Genomic DNA, 23415 nt, shown 5'->3' with positions numbered 1-23415 from the left:
GGGCGTGGGGTCCATCAGCGGTGCGTCATCGCACGGGCGAACTTGCCTACCATCGCCCGGTCGCTGCGCGACAGTATCAGGGTGATGCTCAGGACTGACGCTGCGATGCACGCAATTGACCCCACGATGAACAACTCCGGCAGGGTTGTCGGTGTGGCGTACATCTTGTAGCCGGCCGCCATCGTCGCGAGGATCGCCGCCACCAGCATTTGCCTGCCGAGTTGCTGCCAGAAGAGCGAATTGGGCAGGCCCATGAAAGACAGCATGCGCTGGGCAATGAGCGGCGCAAACAGGACGTAAGACACCGCCCAGCCGAGGATGAAGCCACGTTCGCGCAACCATGCCGCCGTGAGCGCCGTGATGATGTATTGCGTCAGCACCTGCAAATAGAGGAAACGCGTGTTGATCCGGAGAAAATCCGACCGGACCATCAGCGCGGTCTGCCCCGCCCCCAACATGACGCTCACGGCAGGAACGAACAGCGACGAGGCAAGCCACGGCCATTGATCTGCATGTTGCGGGCCGACCCATACCTTCAATATCTCCTCGGAGAACAGCCCGATGACGACGAGGATCGGGACGATGATCGCGGCCGGCAGAACCAGGCCGTTCCGCCCGAGCAATTGTAGCCGCCGAGTATCGGTCTTCTCATCGAGATGAGTGGAGATGGGAAGAATCGCGGAGTAGACAGGACTCATCGTCGTTTTAAGAAACCGCGGCAGCCGCGTAAGCAGGTCGAAGGCCCCGACCTCGGCGGGACCGTACAATGCGCCAATCATCAATGGGATGATGGATAGCTGCAGGGTGCCCGCGATCCTGTTGTTGAACATGAGCCAGCAGCGATAGGCAACGTCGTGCCGGCTCGCAGGCGTCCAGGAGCTGAAACGCAGCGGCGTGCCGCGTGCCGCGATGTAGATCACCAACGCCAGCACGAGGTACTTTGCAACCATGGCGCCGAGATACGCATAGGCGATCCATTCAAAGGCGGCATTTTCCCAGAAGGCGAGATAGATCGAACCAACGTACAGAACGCTGCTTCCGACTTCCGTCATCCGAAGCCAGCTATATTGCTCGAAGCCTTTTAGCGCGCCTTCGGCCACCAAACCGACGAAGGCGATCGGCAGGACGAGCGCGGTGATCCGGAGGATCGACACGAACGCCTGCGCCTGTTCAGGTGCCACCTTGAAAACGAGCGCAAGGCTGGATGCGGCAAACCAGAGCGCAATGCCCGAGACGACGCCGGCAACGACCGCGATCAGGGTCAGGAGCGATATCTTTTCAGAGGCCGCCGCCCAATCCCCGAGCCGCCCGCGAGCAATCGCCTGGGTCGCGATCTCAGATACACCGAAATCGATCAGAACGAGAAAGCCGCTCGGAAGAAAGCCGCGCACCAGGACGATCAAGCCGAGAATTGCAAGGCCGTAGGACTTCGCGATCAACCCGACGGCAAACAGTCCCAGCACGCCGGCAAGGCCGTAGGCGACGGCTGAGATCGCGGTGTTATGCAGGAAGCGGCGCAGCATGGGTCAGTTCAATTCCGCGAGCTGCACGCTCGCTCCGCTCATCATTCGCTTCACACGAACGTTCGCGGCTGGCCGGGCGACAAAGCGCCTGCCGTCGATGGAAGCCTCGTCGAGGCGTTTCAATATCGAATTCACGGTCTCGATGCCGAACGCCTTGCCGTCCCGGCGACGTTCGCTTTCGGCGGAGCTGCAAGCACGCCGCAGCAACGAACTCGTCCCGTAGCCCAGACTTCGACGAACAGCAGCCGCGGCCATCCCGCGCATGGAAGGCCGCGCCGACGCATGCGTCGGCGCCTTGCCCCGCCGGGCGGAGATTGTCGCAAGCACCACCTCGGACACGCGAGCGGAACTCGCGCCGTCCACGGCGGTATAGAGGTCGCTGAGAATTTCACGGCGAAAAGCCGCAGTCTCGGCGGGCAGCGACGGCATACGACCTTCGAGACCCTGCCGGACCAGTTCGATCATTTCGGCTTCCGTGGCGGCGCCTCGACTGACCCGCGTCGCCGCATCGAGACGCAGGGCCGGGGTGTTGAACCACTCCATGCTCAACGGCTCGACGTCCAGCATGGTCGCCTCGATCGCTGTCGAGCAGTTCTGATGAACGAGCAGGCGCGCGCCGCTGATCCATTCGAGCGAAGTTCCGGTCTGGATGACCTTTGCGTTCGGCAGAGCCGCGAACGCATCATACGAGCTGATGTTCTCGAATGGGTGCGGCCGCAGCACGAACTGCACGTCGGAAAAATACTGCGCGAGCTTGATCGCCATATCCAGAGTACTGCGATAGGCATGGGCGCCATCGGCGATGAACTGGCGGGCGAATTCGCGCTCGAAGCCCGCTTTGACCATCGACTCCTCCTCGTGAGCGGTGCTGCCGGAGAAGCGCGGATTGACGGTCGGGAAGTTCGTGTTGATGAGAACATAGCCCGACCCGACGGACGGCTTCGGCAACGCCGCGCGCCAGGGTGGCGCGCAGAAATCATAGCGCGGACAGCCGGTGGCGTGCAGGAGATCCGCCGCGACCGTGTCCTGCCGGAGGAATGCCGCGTATTGCGCCTGGCCCCAGACGCAGTAGAGATCGACGAGATCGGGACAGCCCGCACTCTTCACCATGCGGGCAAACTGATCCGCATTCTTGCCGCCGATTCCTTCCGTATCGAGAACACCGACCAAGATCCCGGCGCTCTTGTAGGACTTGATCAGATCGGCATTGTTGGGACGCGTGTAGTTTACCAGCACGAGATCAGGCCGCACGGCCGGAACGTCGAATCCCTGCTCGTACATGGGCACGAGCGTAGCCTGCATGCCGCGTGTCGACAATTGCCGCGCGAGCAGCACCAGTCCCTCGAGGTCGCGAAGCGGGTTATCGACGACCAGGCAGACATGCGGCCGATCAGCCACGGACGCTCCTCGCCATGCCTTGCGGCGTCAGAAACTCATCATCTGCAGACGAGAGCAAATCCCAGCTCATCGGCGTTCCTTGCCGAACCGCGCGGCCGACACGCTTGCCAAGCAGTGTCTCGAAATATTTCGGCGGCAGGCCAAGACCGGGCCGGATGATGCGGAGGTTCTGCTCGGTCAGCACGTCACCGGGTGCGAGATCCTCCGCCACGTAGAGCGACCGGCGGAACACGAGCGACTTGTTCTCTTTCTCAGTCAAACCATAATAGACTTGGCCGAGAGCGAGCCAGGCGCGCTTCGTCTCCACCACGAGGGCCGCCATCTCCTCGGGCTCCATCGAGAAGGTGGAATCGACGCCGCCGTCGGCGCGGGCGAGCGTGAAATGCTTCTCGATCACGCTCGCACCGAGCGCAACGCTTGCGACTGATGCACCGATACCGAACGTGTGATCCGACAGCCCGACCTCGCAGCCGAACAGCGAGCGCATATGGGGAATTGTCAGCAGATTGGTGTCGGCGGGCGTCGCCGGATAGGTGCTGGTGCATTTGAGCAAGACCAGTTGCTCGCAGCCCGCCCCCCTCGCCGCCCTCACCGTCTCGTCGAGATCGGCGACCGTGGCCATTCCCGTCGAGATGATCATGGGCTTGCCGGTAGCCGCAACCTTGCGAATGAGCGGCAGATCGGTGTTCTCGAACGAGGCGATCTTGTAGCAGGCGACACCGAGACCTTCGAGAAAATCGACGGCGCTCGCATCGAACGGAGTCGAGAACGGAATCATGCCGAGCGCGCGCGCACGGTCGAAGATCGGTCCATGCCACTCCCAGGGCGTGTAGGCCTGCTGGTAAAGCTCGTGCAGGGAACGACCTTTCCAGAGGCTGTCAGGATCGTCGATGAAAAACTCGTCGCGCGCGAGCGCCAGCGTCATCGTGTCGGCCGTATAGGTCTGCAGCTTGAGCGCGTGAGCTCCCGCCTTCGCGGCGGCCTCGACGATCGCCAACGCGCGCTCAAGCGACTGATTGTGGTTTCCCGACATCTCCGCAATGATGAACGGCTCGTGAGACTGGCCGATCGCGCGCCCGGAGATGGATATCGTGTCAGTCATCGATTGCTCCAACCTTTTCGAGGCGCACCAGGTAACGGTGACCGCGGAAATCGAAGAACGCGGGAAAGCGCTCGGGATCCGCCACCCGCAGAAGCTCGAATTGCCGAGCCAGTGGCTGGGCCGGATCCAGCCTCGAATCCGCAGGCGAACGCCGAGGATAGTAGGTCGGCGCGCGGCCATCCTGAGCAACCGGCGCCTTCCGCCCGATGCTCGCCAAAGCCTCGTTCATGAGATCGAGCTCGATCGCAAACAGCTTCGCATTGATCTCGTCGAACAGTTCATGGCCTTCGAGGATCAGGTGGCGCTGCGCCCAGATGGCGCCCGTATCCACCTGGTCCTCGGCCTCCAGCAACGACACCACGATGTCATTCTTTCCCTCCAGGATCTGCCAGATGTGCGGCGACCACCCGCGCCCCTGGGGAAGGTCGCTCGCATGAATGACGAGACTCTTGCCGTAGCGTGTGCGATCCCCCGCCGAAATGATCTCGTGGCACGAGATCAGGAACAGGATGTCCCCGCCCGAGAGCTCCGCCTTTCTTTGCACGAGTTCGACCGCGTGCGTCGCACCGGTGACCTGCACCCAATGCTGCAGATGAGGGTAAATCGGATGCGACGCGCTGGAGCAGAGGATCGAAATCTTCATCTTCAACCGACGGACCGAACAGCGGGATTCTCAAGCTTCGTTCCGCCTTTAGCACGAAAGTCCGGCTTGGCCACCAGCTGGCTGCCCGCCCCCCGTAATTTTTGGGCCCGCGGAAGGATTGTGGTCTGGAATCAATGGCCTAGTCGTACATTTGGGTCACGACTCGGTTCCTCCCTTCGCCGTCCGCCAGCGCCAGGGCAGCCTGCCCCATCGCCCTGACGCGAGGTGCACTGTCGAGCAACGAAAGGAGGCCTTCGGCAAGCATCTCAACCGTGACGGCGGCCGCGGAACCCAAATAGAGTGCAGCTCCGGCATCAGCCAGGGCCGTCAGCGCACCGACCTGGTTGTCGGCGATGTCGACCGCCACGGCAGGCAGGCCGAGGCAACAGCGCTCCCAGCTCATCACGCCACCCGCCCCGATTGAAAGATCGGCCCGCCGCATCAATTCGGCGATGTTGTCCGCCCCCCGATGGACCCGTGCTCCCGACAACCCGCGGCACAATTGCACGATCTCGTCCGCATGAGGATTGCTCGGCCCGACGACGACATCCACCTCCACCGACGGCCGCTCGAGGTCCGCGATCGCTCGCAACGCCTTGGCGGTCTCATTGGCGGGATCGGAGCCGCCGTAGCAGACCAGGATGCGGCCAATCTCGCCGCTGCGGCCCGTCAACAGGCGACGCTGCTGCGCGAAATCGGGGCGCAGCAGGGCGTATCGCGGCCCGAGCAGTTGCACACAGGTCTCGACCACCCGGTCCCGGTAGCGCGCGTGCATCTCCCGAACGAGGTTCTGGTCGAGCAGGAGGTCGCAGTCATGCCGGCGATCGGCGAGATCGTCGATTGCCAGAAGTCTCGACGCACCGCGCCGGCATGCGTTTTCCCAGCGAAAATCGAGCGCGTAATGGTCCACAATGAGCCAATCGGCTACGCCGATCTGGTTCAGGGCGAAAGAGGTCTGCTCTGCGTCCTGTTGCCATGTTGTCGGCAGCCAATGCGCATACGTGCTCGCCTCAGCCGTCTCGAGACGGCTTCCCGCGGACGGATCCGGCAAGAGCCGGACGGCGTGTCCGTTTGCTTCAACCAACGCCACAAGTCCCGCGGCGTGGCTGCGCAGGAGGAAGCACGACTGCGCTCCCTTTTCGGCGAGCGCATTCGCCAAAGTGAGGCATCGGGTGAGATGCCCCATGCCCATCTGGACCGATGCGTCAACGCGAAAGATTGCTCGCTGCATGCTGTTCGTGAACCCTACCCACGACCTCGTCCTGCCCGCGATCGTAGCCGATGAGACCGCCGGCTACCACAATCTGGACCGGAACTCATTCCAATCCACCCTTGAGCTATCTCGCTGGCTTCTATATGCGGAAACCGCAACTAAGCGCACCCCAAAACCCGACATGAGCTCCTCCAAGACCATCCTGATCACGACGCTAGCCGAATACCAGACCCGGTTCTGGATTCCGGTGGCGCAACGGCTGCGCACGTCAGGATGCGACGTCGAACTGCTCGCCTTCGACGATCGGAGCGCCGAGATGTCGGTGGCGGCCGGCGTGCCGGTCACGAACATGTACCGCGAGGGCCTCGAGGTCGCCCCCTCGCCCGATGATCGGAAGGCTTTCGATGCACGGATCGAAGCCTATGGCCTCGACGGCTCCAATTTCCTGTTCAGCCACGAGCGCTTCACTTTCGGCATTCGCGACAGCGCGGCATTGCGCCAACGCTTCATGATCTACGCCAACGCCATGGAGACCTTGCTCGACCGTCTCGCGGGGCAAGGCAAGCGCGCCGTGCTGGTGCAGGAGCTCGGCGGCTTTCTCTCGGTGATCTCGAGCTTCTACGCTGCGAAACGCCGCAACATCCGCAATTGGTTCATCGAGCCGTCATTCTTCCGCGGCCGGATGTACTTCACGCCGGACAGCCTTGCCGCGCCGCAGGTGATGGCGACACCTGCCGACACGGTGTCGCCCGAAGTGCGCGCCTATCTCGACGACACCCTGAAACAGCAGGCCATCGTCATCCCCAAGAAGGACCAGCATCACTATTCGGCCGCCTTCAAGAAGGTGGTCAATCTGCGCAATTCGCGCCGCCTCGCCGAGAAGCTCTGGGACCAGTTCGCGCTCGGCAAGCACCAGGAATTCGGACACAATCTGCGCCATGCCCGCGTTCATGCCGCGATGGCCCTCAATGCGACACGGCTGAAGAAGCTCTATCGTCCCATCCCGGACGCGCGGTTCGTTTACTATCCCTTCCACGTGCCGGCCGACATGGCTCTAACCCTGCGCTCGCCCGACTATCTGGATCAGGTTGCGACCGTCGATTTCCTGCTGCGCACGATCCCGGATTCGCACGTTCTGGTGGCAAAGGAGCATCCTGCCCAAATCGGCGCGATTTCGGCCGATCGCCTGTTCGAACTGGCGCGTCGCTTCGACAATTTCGTACTGCTGCCGCCACAGACCAACAATTACACCGTGCTGAACCGCTCCGACGCCGTCATATCCGTCAACAGCAAGTCGGGCGCCGAAGCGCTGCTGCTCGGCAAGCCGGTGGTGGTGATGGGCGACGCATTCTACCGCTCCTGTCCGCTGGTCTATGCGGTCGATCGTCTGGCCGACGTACCCGCACGGTTGCGCGCGGCGCTCGCCGCCGGGCCGTTCGATCCCGCCAAGGGCGCGCCCTATTTCGAGTCGGCCTGGCGACGGTCTTATCCGGGCGAGCTCTATGTCAGCGACACCAAGCTGCTCGACACCTTTGCGGCCTCCTTGCGTACCGCAATCGCCGCGCCTGACCGCGCGAACTGAACGGACCCGTCATGCCGCTCGTTTCGATCATCACTCCATCCTGGAACGTCGAAGGCCTGATCGAGGAGACGATCCGCTCGGTGCAGAGCCAGACATTCACAGATTGGGAGCTCTTGATCGCCGACGACTGCTCGACGGACAAGACCCCGCAGATCATCGCCGGCATCGGCGAGCGCGATCCGCGCGTCAAGCTGATCCGGCAGGCGAAGAACGGCGGGCCGGCGCTGGCGCGTCAGGCCGCGATCGACCAGGCGAAGGGCCGCTATCTCGCCTTCCTCGACAGCGACGATCTGTGGCTGCCCGAGAAGCTCGAGCGACAGCTCGCCTTCGCAAAGGCAAAGCAGGCCGCGCTCAGCTACACCGCCTTTCGCCGCATCAACGACACCAACACGGTGACTGGCCGGCTGATCGAGGTGCCGGCCTCGCTCACCTATGGGCAGCTCCTGAAGAACACTGCGATCGCGACACTGACCGCGATGGTCGACCGCGAGATCGCAGGTCCCGTCGCGATGAAGAACGAGGGCTACGACGATTTCTGCCTGTGGCTCTCGATCCTCAAGCGCGGCCATACCGCCTACGGCCTCAACGAGGATCTGGCCCGCTACCGGGTCAGAGGATCCTCGGTCTCCAGTCGTCCGCTGCGCTCGGCCAAATGGGTCTGGCAGATCTACCGCAACGTCGAGCAGCTCTCCTTGGCCCGATCGGCCTGGTGCTTCGCCCATTGGGGGGCTCGGGCCTGGCTGAAGCGGCGGGAGTTCTAGCCGTATGCCGGGATCCGACTGAAAAAATGCCAAAACAACCCCATGCACAGTAGAGGTATTATAGCACCTCTATCCAAACCCACTTGGCTATTGGCGAGTCCGGCCGTTGCCGATACCACTCAGCCCGCGCCGTCGCGAACAGTCTGGAACCGATCATGCCGTTTGAAAACTACAGAAACAGCCGCATCCTCGTGACCGGGGGCGCCGGATTCATCGGTTCGCACCTGTGCGAGCGGCTGCTCGATGCCGGCGCCGAGGTGGTGTCCGCGGACAATTATTTCACCGGCAGCCGGCGCAACATCGCCCATCTGATCGCAAATCCGCTGTTCGAGGCGGTCCGGCACGACGTCACCTTCCCGCTCTACATCGAGGTGGACGCCATCTTCAACCTCGCCTGTCCGGCCTCACCGATCCACTACCAGCGCGATCCCGTGCAGACCACCAAGACCTCGGTGCACGGCGCCATCAACATGCTGGGGCTCGCCAAGCGGCTCAAGGCACGCATCTTCCAGGCTTCGACCAGCGAGGTCTATGGCGATCCGCTGATCCATCCGCAGACCGAGGATTATTGGGGCAACGTCAACCCGATCGGCATCCGTTCCTGCTACGACGAGGGCAAGCGCTGCGCCGAGACGCTGTTCTTCGACTACTGGCGCCAGCACGGCCTGCCGATCAAGGTCGCGCGCATCTTCAACACCTACGGCCCGCGCATGCAGCCAAATGACGGCCGCGTGGTCTCGTCCTTCATCGTCCAGGCGTTGAAGGGCGAGCCCATCACCGTGTTCGGCGACGGCGGCCAGACCCGCTCGTTCTGCTATGTCGACGACCTCGTCGAGGCCATCATGCGGTTGATGGTGACTGGGGAAGACGTCACCGGCCCGATCAATCTCGGCAACAATTCCGAGTTCACGATCCGCGAGCTCGCCGAGAAGGTCATCAAGCTCACCGGCTCGCGCTCCACGCTCGAGTTCAAGCCGCTGCCGCAGGACGACCCGCGTCAGCGCCAGCCCGACCTCACCAAGGCGAAGGCGGTGCTGAACTGGGAGCCGAAGGTTGCGCTCGAAGACGGGCTGAAGGAGACGATCGCCTACTTCAAGCACTCGCTCGAAATCGCCTGATCCCGCGCGCACATGACTGAACTGTCCCGCAGCTGGCTGCGCTGGGCTGAGTTACACCGCTAAGCCAGCCCATTCGCGTCAGGTCTAAGTTGGGACCATGGCGCGAAGCCGGTCGCGCACGGCCGCACTCAGCAGCGGTCTTGCGAGCACGCCCACAACGATCAGCCAGATCGCACACTCGGCAACGAAATTCACGAGTCCGCTACCGGGCACGAGCGCATTGATCTCACGCCCCATCATCCAGCCCGCTGCCACGATCACGGCGGTCATGACCAGCAGAAACGCAATATGTCTCAACGGTCGCCGCAAGGTCTGCCGCATGATCAACCATCCGAGCAGGCCGAATTGGATCAGGATGTCACTTGCGACCACCGCGGCCGCGGCGCCGAGCGGCCCGATGCTGGGGATCAGCGCGAATGACAGCGCCAAGAAGATGACGAGCTGGAGACCTTTGGTTCGGATCAGCAGTTCGCCGTGATTGCTGTGGCTGGCGAAGACCAGCGCCAGCAACGACGGCGCGACCGCAGCCGAGCCGAGCAACAGGATCACCGCAAGCGGACCGTCATAGGGAATGCTGCCATGGGTCCAGAGCGCGAAGAAGTCGGGCCAGAACGGCAGCATGCCTGCAACGACCAAAGACGCGAGCCCGGTCACGAATGCCGATCCGTAGGCATAGTGGCGGCGCAGTCGCTCCTTGTCACCGATCGCGTGATCGTGGCCCAGCTCCGCGCCGAACGGCAAGGCAACCAACAGACAGAGCGCGCGCACCAGACCCGTGATCAAGCGCGTCAGCCCCCATTGTGCGACCGCGACGCGGTCGGTGACGAGCGCAGAGACCAGCAGGACCGGCAAGTTGACGAGCGCGAGCTCAGCGACGTTGGTGACGGCGAACGGCAGCGCGCGACCAAGCTGTCCGATGCTCCAGCGCCATGATGGCATTTTGAACGATGATCTTGCGGCAAGGCGCAGGAACGGAAACAGGCGCGGCGCATCGAACGCGACGATGAAGATCGTGAACAGCAGCTGCGTCGAGACGAAGGCAGCCGCCACCGCGAGCAGGGTTCCGGACGTGAATAGCGCGGCAAGCTGGGCGAACTGGCCGAGCAACAAAGCGGCGTTTTGCAGCCAGATGAGACGGCCATATCGACCACGCACGCGATAGAGGCCTGCGGCGAGGTTGCCGGGCACGCTAAGGAGCATGCCGAGGGTCATCACCAGCATCGCGGCATCGATTGTCGGCGTCGCATGAAAGCCGAGCACAGCCGAGGGCGGCGCGACATAGATGGCGGCGCAGAGGAGCGCAGCGAGACCTGCGATAATGGCTAGATAGATCCGCTGCATGGCGCGATAAAATCGCGCGGTCCGACCGTCCGAGTCGGCAGACGACCAGAAAGAAAGGAACCGGTTGATCGCGCGAAGCTGCAGTCCCGAATCTGCCACGACGACGAGGCCGCCCGCGGCATAGATCACGAGCCACGCCGCGAGCAGGTCGCTGCTCCAGACACGCAGGAAGGCCGGAAGCAGCAGCAGCTGCTGGGTCAACCCCAACACGATCTGCACCAGATTCGCCGACCAACCGTGAATGAGCCGGCGGGCGCGCCCGGCACCGCCGATACCCTTCGGACCATCGGCCTCGCCGGGCGCGTCAGTCTGCGTATCGGTCAAGCCGCACCCTTCCGGCGATTGGAACGTTGAAGCCGCGTCTTAAGGCGGTTGAGCTGCTTAGGCAATGGCGGCGCTATCACCCGCCACGGCCCTGATCGGCATCAGCGCAGGAGGCGCTTCGATCGGTTTCGGCGGCCTCGCGGCTCCTCATCCACACCCATGAAGCCGGATCTCTGCGGCGCTGTCACGAGATGCGAACCGCTCGATCAGCACGCGGTAGAATCTATTCTCGGCGGCAGAACCACAACACGCGGGTTGAGCCCGAATTCCGATAATGGCCCCTCACCGGCATTAGTGCCGGGCGGCTGCTTTTGCTATCCGCAAAAGCTCGCTTCCATACGTCACGCGAACAGGTCGTGACCAACGAGGTTTACAAGTTCATTGATGTTACTTGAAAGAAGATCTGCGAAATGCCCGTCGCCGTGTGTCAGGGCGTCTAGCGTCAGCCTGGATGGGTCCAACGAGGGTGCGCTTACGTTATCTGTGTTCAAGACAAGCGCTTCAGGAAAGTGGTCATGGTGGCTGGATTCGGAAACGTCGGAATTGAACACAAAAGAGTCGTTCGCGATCGTCGCAATCGTCGAACCGGAAGCCGGGGTGCCGATTGCTGATGCCGATACAACACCATTGCTATTCAAATCCTGATGGAACGTGCTCTCATACGATTGCAGTGCGGTGCTCGTCCCGGAAACAAAGGTCAGAAGGTTTGTGATGTAATTGCCATTCGAGTCGGTGCTCCAGATGTTGTACTGGCCCGTGCCGGCATTCTTCCAGGCCACATTGTAGCCACCGCCGGTCTGCTCAGCCCCGATCGGCGCCCAGCCCGTCCACATGCCGACCGTGATCGGCGCACCCGAAAACACGAGCTGGGGCCCGGTTCCGCCTGCAACGGGATTCAGAAAATAGTTGTTTCCAACCTGGACCAAACTCGTTGAGCCGGCCGTCTCGATCGCGATCGATGGTGCACCAATTACACCATCGCCGTTGAGATCCTGATGGAACGTGCTCTCATACGATTGCAGTGCCGTGTTCGTCCCGGAAACAAAAGTCAGAAGGTTTGTGATGTAATTGCCATTCGAGTCGGTGCTCCAGATGTTGTACTGGCCCGTACCCGCATTCTTCCAGGCCACATTGTAGCCACTGCCGGTCTGCTCAGCCCCGATCGGCGCCCAGCCCGTCCATATGCCGACCGTGACCGGCGCCCCCGAAAACACGAGCTGGGGCCCGGTTCCGCCTGCAACGGGATTCAGAAAATAGTTGCTTCCAAGCTGGACCAGGCTGGTTGAGCCGGCGGTCTCGATCGCTATCGACGGAGCACCAATCACTCCATCACCATTGAGATCCTGATGGAACGTGCTCTCATACGATTGCAGTGCCATGCTCGTCCCGGAAGCAAAACTGAGGAGGTTTGTGACGTAGTTGCCACTCGAGTCGGCGCTCCAGACGTTGTACTGGCCCGTCCCCGCATTCTTCCAGGCCACGACGTGGCCAGCACCTGTCTGCTCTGCCCCGATCGGGGCCCAGTCAGCCCACATGCCGGTTGTGACCGCCGCGCCCGAATACATGAGCTGTGGCCCTATCCCGCCTGCCGCGGGATTGAGAAAATAGTTATTCCCGATCTGGACCAAGATCGTTGAGCCGGCGGATTCGATCGCTATCGTCGGCGCACCAACAGTCCCGTCGCCATTCAGGTCCTGCTGGAACACTGATTCATACGATCGCAGTGCAAGGTTGGTACCCGAGACAAAACTCAACAGGTTCGTGATGTAGTTGCCGTTCGAGTCGGTGCTCCAAAGATTGTACTGTCCCGTGCCCGCATTCTTCCAGGCGACATTGTAACCGCCACCCGTTTGCTCCGCCGCGATCGGGGCCCAGCCCGCCCACATGTCGACGCTGACGGGTGCGCCGCTAAATTCCAGCTGCGGTCCCGTTCCGCCGGAAACAGGGTTCATCGAGTAACCGTTACCGACCTGCACCAAACTCGTCGTCCCCAGCGCCTCGATCACGATTGGCGCCACGAACGTGGAGCTCGCGAACGTACCGTTCGCGAATCGAAAATATTCCACTCCTGTCAGCATATCCGTGCCGTCAGGCGAATTCAGACGCTGATCGGCAACCGTGAACGTCTGCGTGTTCGCGTTGTACGAGATGGCATAGTTGGTTCGGTTGCCGGAATACACTGCGGTATCGCTGCCAGCACCGCCCATGATCGTGTCGTTGCCGGCGCCGCCGGTGATCGTATCGTTCCCCGAACCGCCGTTCAGCACGTTGGCGATGGCGTTGCCCATGATCGTGTCGTTGCCGGACCCGCCGGTGGCGTTGTCGATGTAGGAGCGCGCGTCGCCGTTATAGAGATAGGCGTTGTAGACGTTGCCCGATGCGTAGTGGCCGTTGCCGAGATAGGCCAGCTGCACGGAGGAGAACACCGATGAGGCACCGGGATTGAGGTTGATGCTCAGGTTCGTCGTGTAGTTCGACAGGTCGTAGGTATCGGTGCCGCCGCCGTCCCAGACCGTCTCGTAGATGCGATTGGCCGAGCCGCCGACGCCTCCGCCGGGTGCGAGCTGGCCGACGCCATTGATGAACTGCTGCCCCGTGGTCGGATTCCAGGTGTAGACGGTGCTGCTGCTCTGCGTCGTGTAGTCCGCGCCGTACATCGTCTGGAGCGCGAGGATATCGTTGGCCATGTAGGTCTGCGAATATCCGTAGGCTTCGTTGGTGTAGCCGCCCGTGGTCGAAGCGCCGACATAGCTGCGATAGCTCATGACGGTGTATTCGCTGCTGTCATGCGCGCTCGGCACCGCAACGTTGCCGGGGCCGCCGGCCTCCTGGCTGTGCTTGAGGCCGATCGCGTGTCCGAGCTCGTGCAGCGCAGTGGTGAAGTAGTAATTGCCGAGTTTGGCCAGCGAGAAATTGTATTGAGTCCCGAACCAGATGTCGCCGCCGGGTGCATAATTGCCGGGATAGTAGGCGTAGGCGGTCGGATTGGCGGCCGACGACTGCGCGATCATGAGGTCGGCGCCGTTGGTGCCCGCATATTGGATGTTGGCGTTGGTGTAGCTCAGGATCAATCCGACGGCGTAGTTGATCGCCGCCTGGATCTGGGTGGGCACCGAGGCAAAGCCCGAGGTGGTTGGTTCGCCGCTGCCGCCGGAATAAGGATTCGAATAGTCGCTCGGCGCATCAGGAAAGCTGTAGGTGATCGTGCCTGACCATTTGACGCCGGACAGCAGGCCGTCAATCTCGGCGTTGTTGGTGGCACTGACATAAGCGGCGGTGGCCAATGGACTCTCCAAGCAACGCGTCGTGTGATTCGCCGCGGGGGCACATGATTCTAGCTAGAGAGTTAAACGTTTGGTTTAAATGGGGCAGCGGCGTTTGCGCTGCTCCCATAAGGCCGTGTTAGCCATTAAATCCCGTAGTCATACGGAACACCAACATAGAGTTTCGTTCCCGGAACACCCGTGAATTGCAGGGTTTCATGAAACGACGCACACTCCCGGCCGGCCTGTTTGGCGCCTTGATTGCGCTTACTGGATTGTCCCATCAACGTCTCGGAGGACTGCCTGTGATGGTGGAGAGGGCCAAAGCAGACGACAGCAGCAAGGCAGGGCGCGCGCCCTCCATGCCGATGGCGCGAGATCCTGCCGCTGCGGTGGCCGAGGAATATGAAGCTGCCCGCCGGAAGGGTACGCGGGAGGCCCTTGAGCTCTTCATTGCGCGCCATGGCGATGATCCCCTCGCCGCGCAGGCGCGGGCCGACTTGAAGCGCCTGCCGCGCTGATCTCACAGACACCGCCTCAGGCATCGCATTTCAGCAGGCGGCATCGGCGCCGGCCCGGCTTGTCGCGTGATCTCTGGCCACTATGGTAGGCCGCAAACTGTCCCGGAGCCTTTCACGATGCCCTTTCCGCATGCCTCGGAAGCCCTGTCGCGCTTCACCGTGCTCGATCTGACCCGTGTCCGCTCCGGGCCGACCTGCGTGCGCCAGCTCGCCGACTGGGGCGCCAACGTCGTCAAGATCGACGCGCTGACCGAGGATGCCGGCGGCGAGCAGCCGGGCGGGCCACGGCGCGGTTCCGACTTTCAGAATTTGCACCGCAACAAGCGGGCGATGACGCTGAACCTGAAGGACGAGCGCGGGCTCGCGGTGTTCAAGCGCCTGGCCGTCAAGGCCGACGTCGTGGTCGAGAATTTCCGGCCCGACGTGAAGAAGAAGCTCGGCATCGACTACGACAGCCTCGCCGCGATCAACCCGCGCATCGTCTATGGCAGCATCTCCGGCTTCGGCCAGGACGGCCCCTACCACAAGCGGCCGGGCTTCGATCAGATCGCGCAAGGCATGGGCGGGCTGATGTCGATCACCGGCGCGCCGGGCGAAGGCCCGATGCGGGTCGGCATCCCCGTCGCCGACCTCAGTGCCGGTCTGTTTTGCGCGATGGGCATCCTCACCGCCCTGCTCGAGCGCGAGGTCTCGGGCAAGGGCCAGTGGGTGCAGACCTCGCTGCTGCAGGCCCAGATCTTCATGCTCGACTTCCAGGCCGCGCGCTGGCTGATGGAGAAGGAGGTCGCCAAACAGGCCGGCAACAACCATCCGACCAGCATTCCGACCGGCGTGTTCAAGACCTCCGACGGCTACATCAACATTGCCACCACGGGCGGGCGGATCTGGGAGCGCTGTGCGCAGGCGATCGGCGCGCCGGAGCTCTACACTCATCCCGACTATGCGACGGCTCCCGCCCGCTCGAAGAATCGCGATGCGCTCAACGCCGAGATCGAGAAGCGCACCGTGACGAAGTCGACCGAGACCTGGGTCCGCGAGCTCAACGAGGCCGGCGTGCCCTGCGGGCCGATATACGCCATCGACCAGATGTTCGAGGACGCGCAGGTCAGGCATCTCGGCATTGCGCAGGACGTGCCGAATGATGAAGGCCGGGATATCCGCCTGGTCGGCCAGCCCGTGACGCTGTCGCGCACGCCGAGCAGGATGGTGGCGCGGCCGCCGGAATTCGGCGAGCAGACCGACGAAGTGCTGAAGGAGTTCGGCTTCGAGACCGACGAGATCGCAAGGCTCCGCGACGCCAAGGTGGTGTGACTTCGCGCGCCCCGCCTGCAACGACAAAGCCCGGCACGAGGCCGGGCTTTGTTTATTGTTAGACGCCTCTTTTGTGATCCAGCTCGCTCAGTACTTCGCGACGACCGGGCCACCAAATTGATAGTTGATGCCGGCGCGCAGGATGTGGTCGGTGAAGCGAGAGGAAGCACTGGCCGCAATCGTGGGCAACGGCGCCAGCGAGAACGGACCTGACGAGAACCGGCCGAGATCCACATAGAGATATTCGAGCTTGGCGCTCCAGTTCTGAGTGATCTTGCCTTCCACACCCGCACCCACGGTCCAGCCGACCCGCGTGTCCGACGAAGAGCTGGTCGAGGCGACCGTGACACCAGCCGGGGTGAAGCCGACGATGGTGCCCGTGGTCTTGATCTCGCCGAAGGCCACGCCGCCGGTGCCATAGAACAGCACTTTCGGCGTCGCCAGAATGCCGACGCGGCCGCGCACCGTGCCAAACCATTGCAGATGCTGGTCGAGCGTCAGAGTGGTGCCGGCAGCAGCGCCGGGGGGCAGAAAGGTCAAGCCGGGAAGACAGGCGCCGCCTGCAAGGCTGGTGGGGGCGCAGCTGAAGCCGGCCCGTCCCTTCTCGTCCGACCAATTCAGGTCGCCCTCGATGCCGAACACCCAATTCGTGCTCTGCCAGTTGTAGCCGGCCTGGCCACCGGCGACGGCGCCGTTCATGTCGAACGAGGCGCTGGTGACGGATCCGGCCGGCGGCGCGATCACCGCACCGGTCGCCGTGTTGGTATAGGTGACGTCAGTGCGCGAACGGCCCCAGCTGTAGCCGCCGTTGGCGCCGACATAGAAGCCGGTCCAGCTCCAGACCGGATCGACGATAGGCGCCTTGACATACGGCTTTGCCGCGAGATCGGCAGCCAGCGCGCCGGTCGCAAACAGCGACATCGCGGCCGCCATTCCAATCACTACCCGCTTCATAGAGAATTCCCCCTTGCACGATCTTGTGATCGAAATATACCCGCCTCCTCGCCCAAGGGCTGTGCCGCCGCGGCAACATTCGGAAACAATCGGACACGCGGTGGTATCCCGACCGAAAAGCTACCTTACTTATAAACCATTGATTTCAAAAAAGATTGGTCCAGCGCCCTAGGCCGATGTCGCCCTGGTCCCATGCGTCAACCCGACACGGGCGAGGAGGTGGTCGATCACCGGCCAGAATAGCAGCACAATCGCCAGGGTTGTGATCGAGCCGACCAGGCCGTTCGACCAGAACACCTTCAGGGTGCCGCCCGAGCCGATCATCGACAGGCGGAAGGCATCCTCAGCGCGGTTGCCGAGCACGAGCGCCAGGGTGAACGGGGCCAGCGGAATGCCGATCTTCTTGAAGACGTAGCCCACCACGCCGAAACCCAGCATCAGCCAGATGTCGAACATCGCGTTCTGGATGGCATAGGCGCCGATCGCGCAAGATACCACGATCATCGGCGCCACCGCCGCGAACGGCACGCGTAGGATCGAGGCGAAGATCGGCACCGTCGTCAGCACCAGCACGAGGCCGACGACGTTGCCGAGATACATCGAGGCGATCAGGCCCCAGACGAAATCCTTGTGCTCGACGAACAGCAGCGGCCCCGGATTGAGACCCCACACCATCAGCCCGCCGAGCAGGATCGCGGCCGTGCCCGAGCCGGGAATGCCGAGCGCCAGCATCGGCAGCAGCGCCGAGGTGCCGGAGGCATGCGCCGCCGTCTCCGGCGCGAACACGCCCTCGATGCGGCCCTTGCCAAAACTCTCGGGCTCCTTGGCGAAACGTTTTGCCAGATTGTAGCCCATGAAGGAGGCCGCGATCGCACCGCCCGGGGTGATGCCGAGCCAGCAACCGATGAAAGAGGAGCGCAGCAGCGTCACCCAGTATTTCGGCAGATCCTTCCAGACGCCGAGCACGACGCGCAGCGAGATGCTAGCCGCATGCCCGCGCAGCGCAAGGCGCTCCTCCATCGTCAGCAGGATCTCGCTGATGCCGAACAGGCCGATGACGGCGACCAGGAAGTTGATGCCGCGCAAGAGCTCCGGCGAGCCGAAGGTCATGCGCAGACTGCCGGACACCGTATCCATGCCGATGCCGGCCAGCAGCAGGCCCAGCGACATCGAGATGACGGTCTTGTGCTTGGCTTCGCGCCCGAGGCCGACGAAGGAGCAGAAGGTGAGGAGATACACCGCAAAGAACTCGGGCGGGCCGAACTTCAGCGCAAAGGACGAGATCATCGGCGCGAGGAAGGTGATCAGGAGCACCGCGACCAGCGAGCCGACGAAGGAGGAGGTGAACGCCGCAGTCAGCGCCTCCGCCGCCCTGCCCTGCTGCGCCATCGGATAGCCGTCGAAAGTGGTCGCGACCGACCAGGCTTCGCCCGGGATGTTGAACAGGATCGAGGTGATGGCACCACCGAACAACGCGCCCCAATAGATGCAGGACAGCATCACGATGGCCGAGGTCGGGTCCATCGTGAAGGTCAGCGGCAACAGGATCGCAACGCCGTTGGGGCCGCCGAGCCCGGGCAGCACGCCGACGAAGATGCCGAGCACCAGCCCGACCATCATCAGCACGAGCGTCTTCCACGTCAGCAGGACGGCAAAGCCGTGGAGCAGGAGACCGAGAGCTTCCATCGCGCGCGGCTCCGCTTAGCGGCCGAGGGCCGCTTCGAGCGGCCCCTTCGGCATGATGACGTCGAAGGCGACATCGAAGGTGACGAACATGATCGCCGTGAACGCGAACGCGGTGAGCAGCGACTTCCACAACGCGATCCGGCCAACCAGCCGCATGAAGCCCGCGATCAGGAGAAAGCTCGCGACATAGAGGCCAAGGAACTGCGTCGCCAGGCAGAACAGCAGCGTCGGCACGAACACCGCCAGCACGCGGCGGCCTTGCGCGCGCGCGATGAAGGTTCCGGGCGAGACGCGCCGCGCCAGCAGCGCGGCGATCAGACCGTAGAGGCTGCCGCCGGCGAGTATGACGGACAGATAGAACGGGAAATAGCCGGGCTCCGGCCCGGTCGCATCCCAGGACGCGCCGGTGCGCCAATTGTCGTAGCCGAGCGTGACCGCGAGCGCGAGCAGCAGCAGGCAGACGACGATCTCGATCGTGCCGGAAGAGACGACGGAAGGGGAATCGTCTTCGGGCGCGGTAGGATCCTCGACGACGATTTCGATATCGGTTTGGGACATGGGCTCAGATGCGAGGCTGGGGATTGTGCATCTCTCCCCGTGCTGACGGGGAGAGGCAGAGGCCGGATCCGCGGCCGTTTTCTAGAACGCCGAAGCGAAGCTTCGGCTATGGCAAAGCGCCGGGTGAGAGGCTCTCTCTACGAGCTCAACTCGTGGAGAGAGCCCCTCACCCTGCCCTCTCCCCGTAAGAACGGGGCGAGGGAGAAGAGAGAGCTACTTCGCGACGAAACCGGCTTCCGTCATCAGCTGCTTGTTCAGCGCATCGTCCTCCTCGAGGAACTGCACCATGTCCTTGCCGGTGAGGAAGATCGGCTTCAAGGCCTGCTTCTCCATGTAGTCCTTGTACTCCGCGGTCTGCGTCACCTTGTGAAACAGATCGACGTAGAATGCCTGCTGCTCCGGCGTGACCTTGCCGGGCAGGAACATCGCGCGCAGCATCAGATATTGCACGTCGACGCCCTCCTCCTTGCAGGTCGGGATGTCGGCCCAGGACTGGGTGTCGGTCACCTTGGTCGTATAGGCAATGCGCTCCCTGTCGAATACGCAGAGCGGACGCACCTGGCCGGCGCGCCAGACTTCGAGATTTTCGGATGGGTTGTTGACGTTGGCTTCGGTGTGGTTGCCGACCAGCTGGGTGGCGGCCTCGCCGCCGGATTTGTAGGGCAGATAGGAGAATTTCGCGCCGGTCTTCTGCTCCAGGAACACGGTGAGCACGTGGTCCTCGCGCTTGGAGCCGGTGCCGCCCATCTTGAACGGCGCGCTCGCAGCCTTGGCGGCCGCGACGAAGTCCTTCAACGTCTTGGGGCCCGCGCTGTTGTCCCACAGCACGAACTGGTCGAGCGCCACCACGGAGACCGGCGTCAGCTCGCGCCAGTTGAACGGGATCTTCGCCGACAGCGGCAGCATGTAGATCAGCGAATAGGCGATCAGCACCTTGTTGGGATCGCCCTCGCTGGACTTCATGTACATCAGCGCTTCCGCGCCGGAGGCGCCGCCCTTGAGCGAGACCACCATCGGCTGCTTCATCAGATTGTTCTTCTGGATCGCGGCCTGCATCATCCGGGCCATCTGGTCGGAGGCGCCACCCGCGCCCGCCGCCACCACGATCTCCACCGGTTTCGTCGGCTCCCAGCCCGCAACAGCCGGCGCGCCACAAAGCGCGGTTGCAAGCGCGATTGCGGCCTTCATTCCATGTCCCACGTGCGTCTTCCCTATCTTCTTGTTTACATTGGAAATTCAGCGATGAACTCGGCCCATTGTGCTGGCGAATCCGGCCGAGTTCAAGCCATCCCGCGTCAATCCCGGTTATGACTTTGGAATAAGACAAGTCACGCGCTATACGAGCTGCAAGGGAGCTGGTCCTATCGGAGGCGAAGGGTAGATCAATGATCTTCTTGGGCCTAAAGATCTTGGGCCCTCAGCCGTTCGCCTTTCTGAGTTTGCGAAATGTACTTGAAGTGCTGAAGTGATGCCGCGCCTCCTCTACATCAATGAGAAATTTGGCCATGACGCAACGATCATCCTCGACAGCGGGGACGCCTGTTGGGTCTCTGTTGGCAGCAGGGGCGTCTTGGTACGCTCTCACAAGCACAGCTTCTGGGGTGGATTGTTGGGAAGCCTGCTTGGTCTGAAGCTCTATCAGGAGCGGGATGTCTACCGCGCACTCAGTGTGGCTCAAGCTCTCGCCGCGACGTTTCGGCCGGTTCCACAAATTCAATGCAGAGACGTGATCCTCAAGGCATTCTGCACAGCGGTCTGGCACAGCTCTTCACCCGCACGTGTTAAGGACGTTTTGAACGACCCGGCTCTGCTCGAAGGGTAACATTACTAGCCGCAAGCACGGCTCCTAACAGGCATTCTGTTTCGTCTGTGCTTGCAATTTCGTTTTCCAACCATATTCCTGAAAATATGAGTACCAGTAGAAAACTGACTTTGAACCACGGCCACGAGCGGAAGAGAACGCGGTGGAAAGTGAAGTGGGGAGTTCCCGCCCGAGCCGCTGGCGGCACAGCTAGAGCAGCCGCGCTATCCGGTGACGAGCGAAGGGAGATTGCGCGGAAGGCCGCCAAGGCCCGTTGGGCGAGACACTTGCCGCAAGCGACGCATGAAGGCGTCATCCGGTTTAGCGGCATCGAGATTGAGGTTGCCGTTCTCAATGACGGACAGCGCCTGGTGACTCAGAGTGGCTTCATGGTGGGCCTAGGTCGCATTCGCCCCCCCAAGGGACGTCAGTATTACAGGAGCGGCGCCAATCTCCCTGCTTTTTTGACAGTGCAGAACCTAAAGCCCTTTATCGGCGAAGAGTTGGTTATGATGGCTAACCAGATCGAATTTCGTACCAAGCAGGGCTTTAAGGCATTCGGGTACGCGGCGAACTTCCTGCCGGAGGTCTGCGATGTCTTTGCGCGCGCCCAACGAGCCGGAGTCCTAAGGGCCGTTCAGCGCAACGTTGCTCACCGCGCCGGAATTATCGCCGAGCAGCTTCAACGCTCATGCACTATGCGCCTCATAGATGAAGCTACGGGTTACCAAGAAACTCGCGAGACGTAGACGGGCCGGGATGGATGTCGGGCGCGAGGAATGAATCAAAAGCTCCCCTCACATATTCCGACCCTGCAATATCAATCTAGGACGGGGATTTATTAGTGCCGGGCCATAGCGACATTGCTGGAGAACTGCTCAACTCGATTGCGAACACAACAAATTACTAAAGCAGATCGGTTCATAGAGCGAAAGCAGTTTGCGTTGGTCCTGATGGCGCGCCAGCCATGCTGCATCTCGGCAGATGATTTGAAGCTCATGTACCGCGGCACGCGATTGGGCGTACGGTTCCACGTCACTCGTTAACGGATGTCAGGAATTTCAAGCCGGTATTAAACTCTGAGTGTGGCCAGCCATCTTCGGCAATCGTTCGAGGAGACGTATGCACCCTCAAGGCGTCCTGGTGTTTCTGCTAGCCAGCATTGGCACAACCGTGTTCGCCAAGGGCGTGCCGCAGGATCCACTCCAATGTGGTGATGAACTCGACCGGGGCGCCAATTGCACTCAGTTTGTCACGCTCCAAGGCACCAACACGCCGGGAAATTTCGCGATCTTTAACACTGTCAAGCAGGGCGCTTGCGTCAACTTGGTGAATAACGGGCAAGGTGCTGGTTCCAGTAGGGCGGCTGATGCGCGTCCGAAGGACGGCTGGGGTGTTCTTTAACCCATGACCTTGCAGAGAGAGATTATCGCTTGTAAAGGTTTTGCCGCGATGGATTGGCGGATCAAAGCCCTGGCATTTCGTGCTCTTGAGCTTCCTGGTGGGGCCCACGCCCATTATTTCTTGCAGCGGCACGTTACGAGGAACTGGCCTAGAAGGCCGACGACGCTGGATTCTTTGGCCGGCATAGCCCGGCGCGTCGTTGAAGACTATGCGCGGCACATCGGCGGGATGCCGGCCTCTGTTCTTGAAGTTGGGGCAGGGCGCGATCTCGCAGTGCCATTGGCACTCCGGCGCTTGGGTGTGTCGAAGGTCATTGCATGCGATGTTGAGCGGCTAGGCAAGTTGGATCTGATCCAGCACGCGGCCAATCGCCTCCTGGCCGGTCAGTTGCAGTTGCGTTCATGGGATGAACTGGAGCAGTTCGGGGTCAAGTACCTTGCCCCGCACTATGTCAGCCCAGATGATGAGACGGTCGACTGCTCCTGCTCGAATGAAGTCCTTGAGCATGTTCCGGCCGATCAGCTTGCCTTTCTGCTCAAAGGACTGCGTGCTATCACCAAGGGCATCACGACGCACTCGATCGACTATAGTGATCATTATGCGCGGTCGGATAAGTCGGTCTCTCGTCTGAACTTCCTGCGCTACTCCGACAAGGAGTGGCGGCCGTTCAATAGTGGTAAGCAGTATGTGAATCGGCTCAGGCACAGCGACTATGTGCGGATGTTCAAGGAAGCCGGGTTCACGATCCTGGAAGAAAGTTCGGTTGCGGGAGAGTCACCGCCGGATCTGAAGATCGCGGATCGGTTTAAAAACTACGATGCGGCCGACCTCTTCGCTATCAAGGGCCGCATCATTGCAAGATGATCAGCCGCACATTCCTTGGGTACTGATCGCGATTGCGGCCATTTCGGT

At 62.1% G+C, this 23415-nt stretch carries 19 protein-coding genes; 8 read left to right on the top strand and 11 right to left on the bottom strand.

Annotation, left to right across the window (positions count from 1 at the left end):
• Positions 1–14: 14 nt before the first annotated feature.
• From I6F36_RS25365 to pseG, 5 genes are all read right to left on the bottom strand, one after another.
• Positions 15–1523, bottom strand: coding sequence for a lipopolysaccharide biosynthesis protein (locus tag I6F36_RS25365; RefSeq protein ID WP_225136959.1), 1509 nt, complete (start codon positions 1521–1523; stop codon positions 15–17).
• 3 nt (positions 1524–1526) lie between these two features.
• Complete coding sequence (locus I6F36_RS25360; RefSeq protein ID WP_225136961.1) at positions 1527–2921, bottom strand: surface carbohydrate biosynthesis protein; 1395 nt, start codon at positions 2919–2921, stop codon at positions 1527–1529.
• Positions 2914–4023 (bottom strand): pseudaminic acid synthase, encoded by a 1110-nt coding sequence (pseI, locus tag I6F36_RS25355; RefSeq protein WP_225136963.1) that lies wholly within the window; start codon positions 4021–4023, stop codon positions 2914–2916. The genes I6F36_RS25360 and pseI overlap by 8 nt, the downstream gene beginning before the upstream one ends.
• The gene (locus tag I6F36_RS25350; protein ID WP_225172415.1) at positions 4016–4603 is read right to left on the bottom strand and encodes a formyltransferase family protein; all 588 of its coding nucleotides are present in this window, start codon (positions 4601–4603) and stop codon (positions 4016–4018) included. The genes pseI and I6F36_RS25350 overlap by 8 nt, the downstream gene beginning before the upstream one ends.
• A gap of 202 nt (positions 4604–4805) precedes the next feature.
• A complete protein-coding gene (gene pseG, locus I6F36_RS25345; protein ID WP_225136967.1) occupies positions 4806–5897 on the bottom strand; it encodes a UDP-2,4-diacetamido-2,4,6-trideoxy-beta-L-altropyranose hydrolase in 1092 nt (363 codons plus the stop codon).
• 163 nt (positions 5898–6060) lie between these two features.
• Between pseG and I6F36_RS25340 the strand changes: the two genes are divergently transcribed.
• The 3 genes from I6F36_RS25340 (at position 6061) to I6F36_RS25330 (ending at position 9340) form a co-directional block, all read left to right on the top strand.
• Entirely contained in the window at positions 6061–7461 is a 1401-nt protein-coding gene (locus I6F36_RS25340; RefSeq protein WP_225136969.1) for a capsule biosynthesis protein, read from the top strand.
• An 11-nt stretch (positions 7462–7472) separates the two neighbouring features.
• Entirely contained in the window at positions 7473–8222 is a 750-nt protein-coding gene (locus I6F36_RS25335) for a glycosyltransferase family 2 protein (protein ID WP_225136971.1), read from the top strand.
• Between the two features lie 155 nt (positions 8223–8377).
• Positions 8378–9340, top strand: coding sequence for a UDP-glucuronic acid decarboxylase family protein (locus I6F36_RS25330; RefSeq protein ID WP_225172414.1), 963 nt, complete (start codon positions 8378–8380; stop codon positions 9338–9340).
• A gap of 84 nt (positions 9341–9424) precedes the next feature.
• On the opposite strand, the gene I6F36_RS25325 is transcribed toward I6F36_RS25330, so the two are convergent.
• Positions 9425–11005 (bottom strand): lipopolysaccharide biosynthesis protein, encoded by a 1581-nt coding sequence (locus I6F36_RS25325; protein ID WP_225136975.1) that lies wholly within the window; start codon positions 11003–11005, stop codon positions 9425–9427.
• 341 nt (positions 11006–11346) lie between these two features.
• The gene (locus I6F36_RS25320; protein WP_225172413.1) at positions 11347–14289 is read right to left on the bottom strand and encodes a M10 family metallopeptidase C-terminal domain-containing protein; all 2943 of its coding nucleotides are present in this window, start codon (positions 14287–14289) and stop codon (positions 11347–11349) included.
• A 197-nt stretch (positions 14290–14486) separates the two neighbouring features.
• Here I6F36_RS25320 and I6F36_RS25315 point away from each other — a divergent pair, with 197 nt between their 5' ends.
• Together I6F36_RS25315 and I6F36_RS25310 are read left to right on the top strand one after the other, a co-directional pair.
• Entirely contained in the window at positions 14487–14789 is a 303-nt protein-coding gene (locus I6F36_RS25315) for a hypothetical protein (RefSeq protein WP_225137064.1), read from the top strand.
• A gap of 117 nt (positions 14790–14906) precedes the next feature.
• Complete coding sequence (locus I6F36_RS25310) at positions 14907–16100, top strand: CaiB/BaiF CoA-transferase family protein (protein ID WP_225136979.1); 1194 nt, start codon at positions 14907–14909, stop codon at positions 16098–16100.
• 87 nt (positions 16101–16187) lie between these two features.
• Here the strand turns inward: I6F36_RS25310 and I6F36_RS25305 are convergent, their stop codons facing one another.
• From I6F36_RS25305 to I6F36_RS25290, 4 genes are all read right to left on the bottom strand, one after another.
• Positions 16188–17054 carry an outer membrane protein gene (locus tag I6F36_RS25305; RefSeq protein WP_225125707.1) on the bottom strand — a complete coding sequence of 289 codons (867 nt, stop codon included), beginning with the start codon at positions 17052–17054 and terminating at the stop codon, positions 16188–16190.
• A 168-nt stretch (positions 17055–17222) separates the two neighbouring features.
• Positions 17223–18740, bottom strand: a complete 1518-nt coding sequence (locus tag I6F36_RS25300) for a tripartite tricarboxylate transporter permease (RefSeq protein WP_128266766.1) — start codon at positions 18738–18740, stop codon at positions 17223–17225.
• 15 nt (positions 18741–18755) lie between these two features.
• Positions 18756–19298: a tripartite tricarboxylate transporter TctB family protein gene (locus tag I6F36_RS25295; protein ID WP_225136984.1), complete on the bottom strand. Its 543-nt coding sequence runs from the start codon at positions 19296–19298 to the stop codon at positions 18756–18758.
• 213 nt (positions 19299–19511) lie between these two features.
• Positions 19512–20486 (bottom strand): tripartite tricarboxylate transporter substrate binding protein, encoded by a 975-nt coding sequence (locus I6F36_RS25290; protein ID WP_225136986.1) that lies wholly within the window; start codon positions 20484–20486, stop codon positions 19512–19514.
• 280 nt (positions 20487–20766) lie between these two features.
• Between I6F36_RS25290 and I6F36_RS25285 the strand changes: the two genes are divergently transcribed.
• From I6F36_RS25285 to I6F36_RS25275, 3 genes are all read left to right on the top strand, one after another.
• A complete protein-coding gene (locus tag I6F36_RS25285) occupies positions 20767–21120 on the top strand; it encodes a hypothetical protein (RefSeq protein WP_036043883.1) in 354 nt (117 codons plus the stop codon).
• 266 nt (positions 21121–21386) lie between these two features.
• Complete coding sequence (locus I6F36_RS25280) at positions 21387–21848, top strand: hypothetical protein (protein ID WP_225136987.1); 462 nt, start codon at positions 21387–21389, stop codon at positions 21846–21848.
• Positions 21849–22506: 658 nt separating this feature from the next.
• Positions 22507–23367, top strand: coding sequence for a class I SAM-dependent methyltransferase (locus I6F36_RS25275; protein ID WP_225136989.1), 861 nt, complete (start codon positions 22507–22509; stop codon positions 23365–23367).
• The last annotated feature ends 48 nt before the right edge of the window (positions 23368–23415 follow it).

Origin of the sequence: Bradyrhizobium sp. BRP19, assembly GCF_020194195.1 — a bacterium.
In the GTDB taxonomy this organism is placed as follows: Bacteria; Pseudomonadota; Alphaproteobacteria; order Rhizobiales; family Xanthobacteraceae; genus Bradyrhizobium; species Bradyrhizobium yuanmingense.
The sequence above is the reverse complement of the archived record's forward strand: the minus strand, read 5'-3'. Positions and strand labels throughout refer to the sequence as shown.

What these genes read in the sequence shown, in the direction of transcription:
- I6F36_RS25365 (WP_225136959.1), bottom strand. Translation starts at nt 1,523, where the DNA reads ATGCTGCGCCGCTTCCTGCATAACACCGCGATCTCAGCCGTCGCCTAC.
- pseI (WP_225136963.1), bottom strand. Translation starts at nt 4,023, where the DNA reads ATGACTGACACGATATCCATCTCCGGGCGCGCGATCGGCCAGTCTCAC.
- pseG (WP_225136967.1), bottom strand. Translation starts at nt 5,897, where the DNA reads ATGCAGCGAGCAATCTTTCGCGTTGACGCATCGGTCCAGATGGGCATG.
- I6F36_RS25340 (WP_225136969.1), top strand. Translation starts at nt 6,061, where the DNA reads ATGAGCTCCTCCAAGACCATCCTGATCACGACGCTAGCCGAATACCAG.
- I6F36_RS25335 (WP_225136971.1), top strand. Translation starts at nt 7,473, where the DNA reads ATGCCGCTCGTTTCGATCATCACTCCATCCTGGAACGTCGAAGGCCTG.
- I6F36_RS25330 (WP_225172414.1), top strand. Translation starts at nt 8,378, where the DNA reads ATGCCGTTTGAAAACTACAGAAACAGCCGCATCCTCGTGACCGGGGGC.
- I6F36_RS25315 (WP_225137064.1), top strand. Translation starts at nt 14,487, where the DNA reads ATGAAACGACGCACACTCCCGGCCGGCCTGTTTGGCGCCTTGATTGCG.
- I6F36_RS25310 (WP_225136979.1), top strand. Translation starts at nt 14,907, where the DNA reads ATGCCCTTTCCGCATGCCTCGGAAGCCCTGTCGCGCTTCACCGTGCTC.
- I6F36_RS25305 (WP_225125707.1), bottom strand. Translation starts at nt 17,054, where the DNA reads ATGAAGCGGGTAGTGATTGGAATGGCGGCCGCGATGTCGCTGTTTGCG.
- I6F36_RS25300 (WP_128266766.1), bottom strand. Translation starts at nt 18,740, where the DNA reads ATGGAAGCTCTCGGTCTCCTGCTCCACGGCTTTGCCGTCCTGCTGACG.
- I6F36_RS25295 (WP_225136984.1), bottom strand. Translation starts at nt 19,298, where the DNA reads ATGTCCCAAACCGATATCGAAATCGTCGTCGAGGATCCTACCGCGCCC.
- I6F36_RS25290 (WP_225136986.1), bottom strand. Translation starts at nt 20,486, where the DNA reads ATGAAGGCCGCAATCGCGCTTGCAACCGCGCTTTGTGGCGCGCCGGCT.
- I6F36_RS25285 (WP_036043883.1), top strand. Translation starts at nt 20,767, where the DNA reads ATGCCGCGCCTCCTCTACATCAATGAGAAATTTGGCCATGACGCAACG.
- I6F36_RS25275 (WP_225136989.1), top strand. Translation starts at nt 22,507, where the DNA reads ATGACCTTGCAGAGAGAGATTATCGCTTGTAAAGGTTTTGCCGCGATG.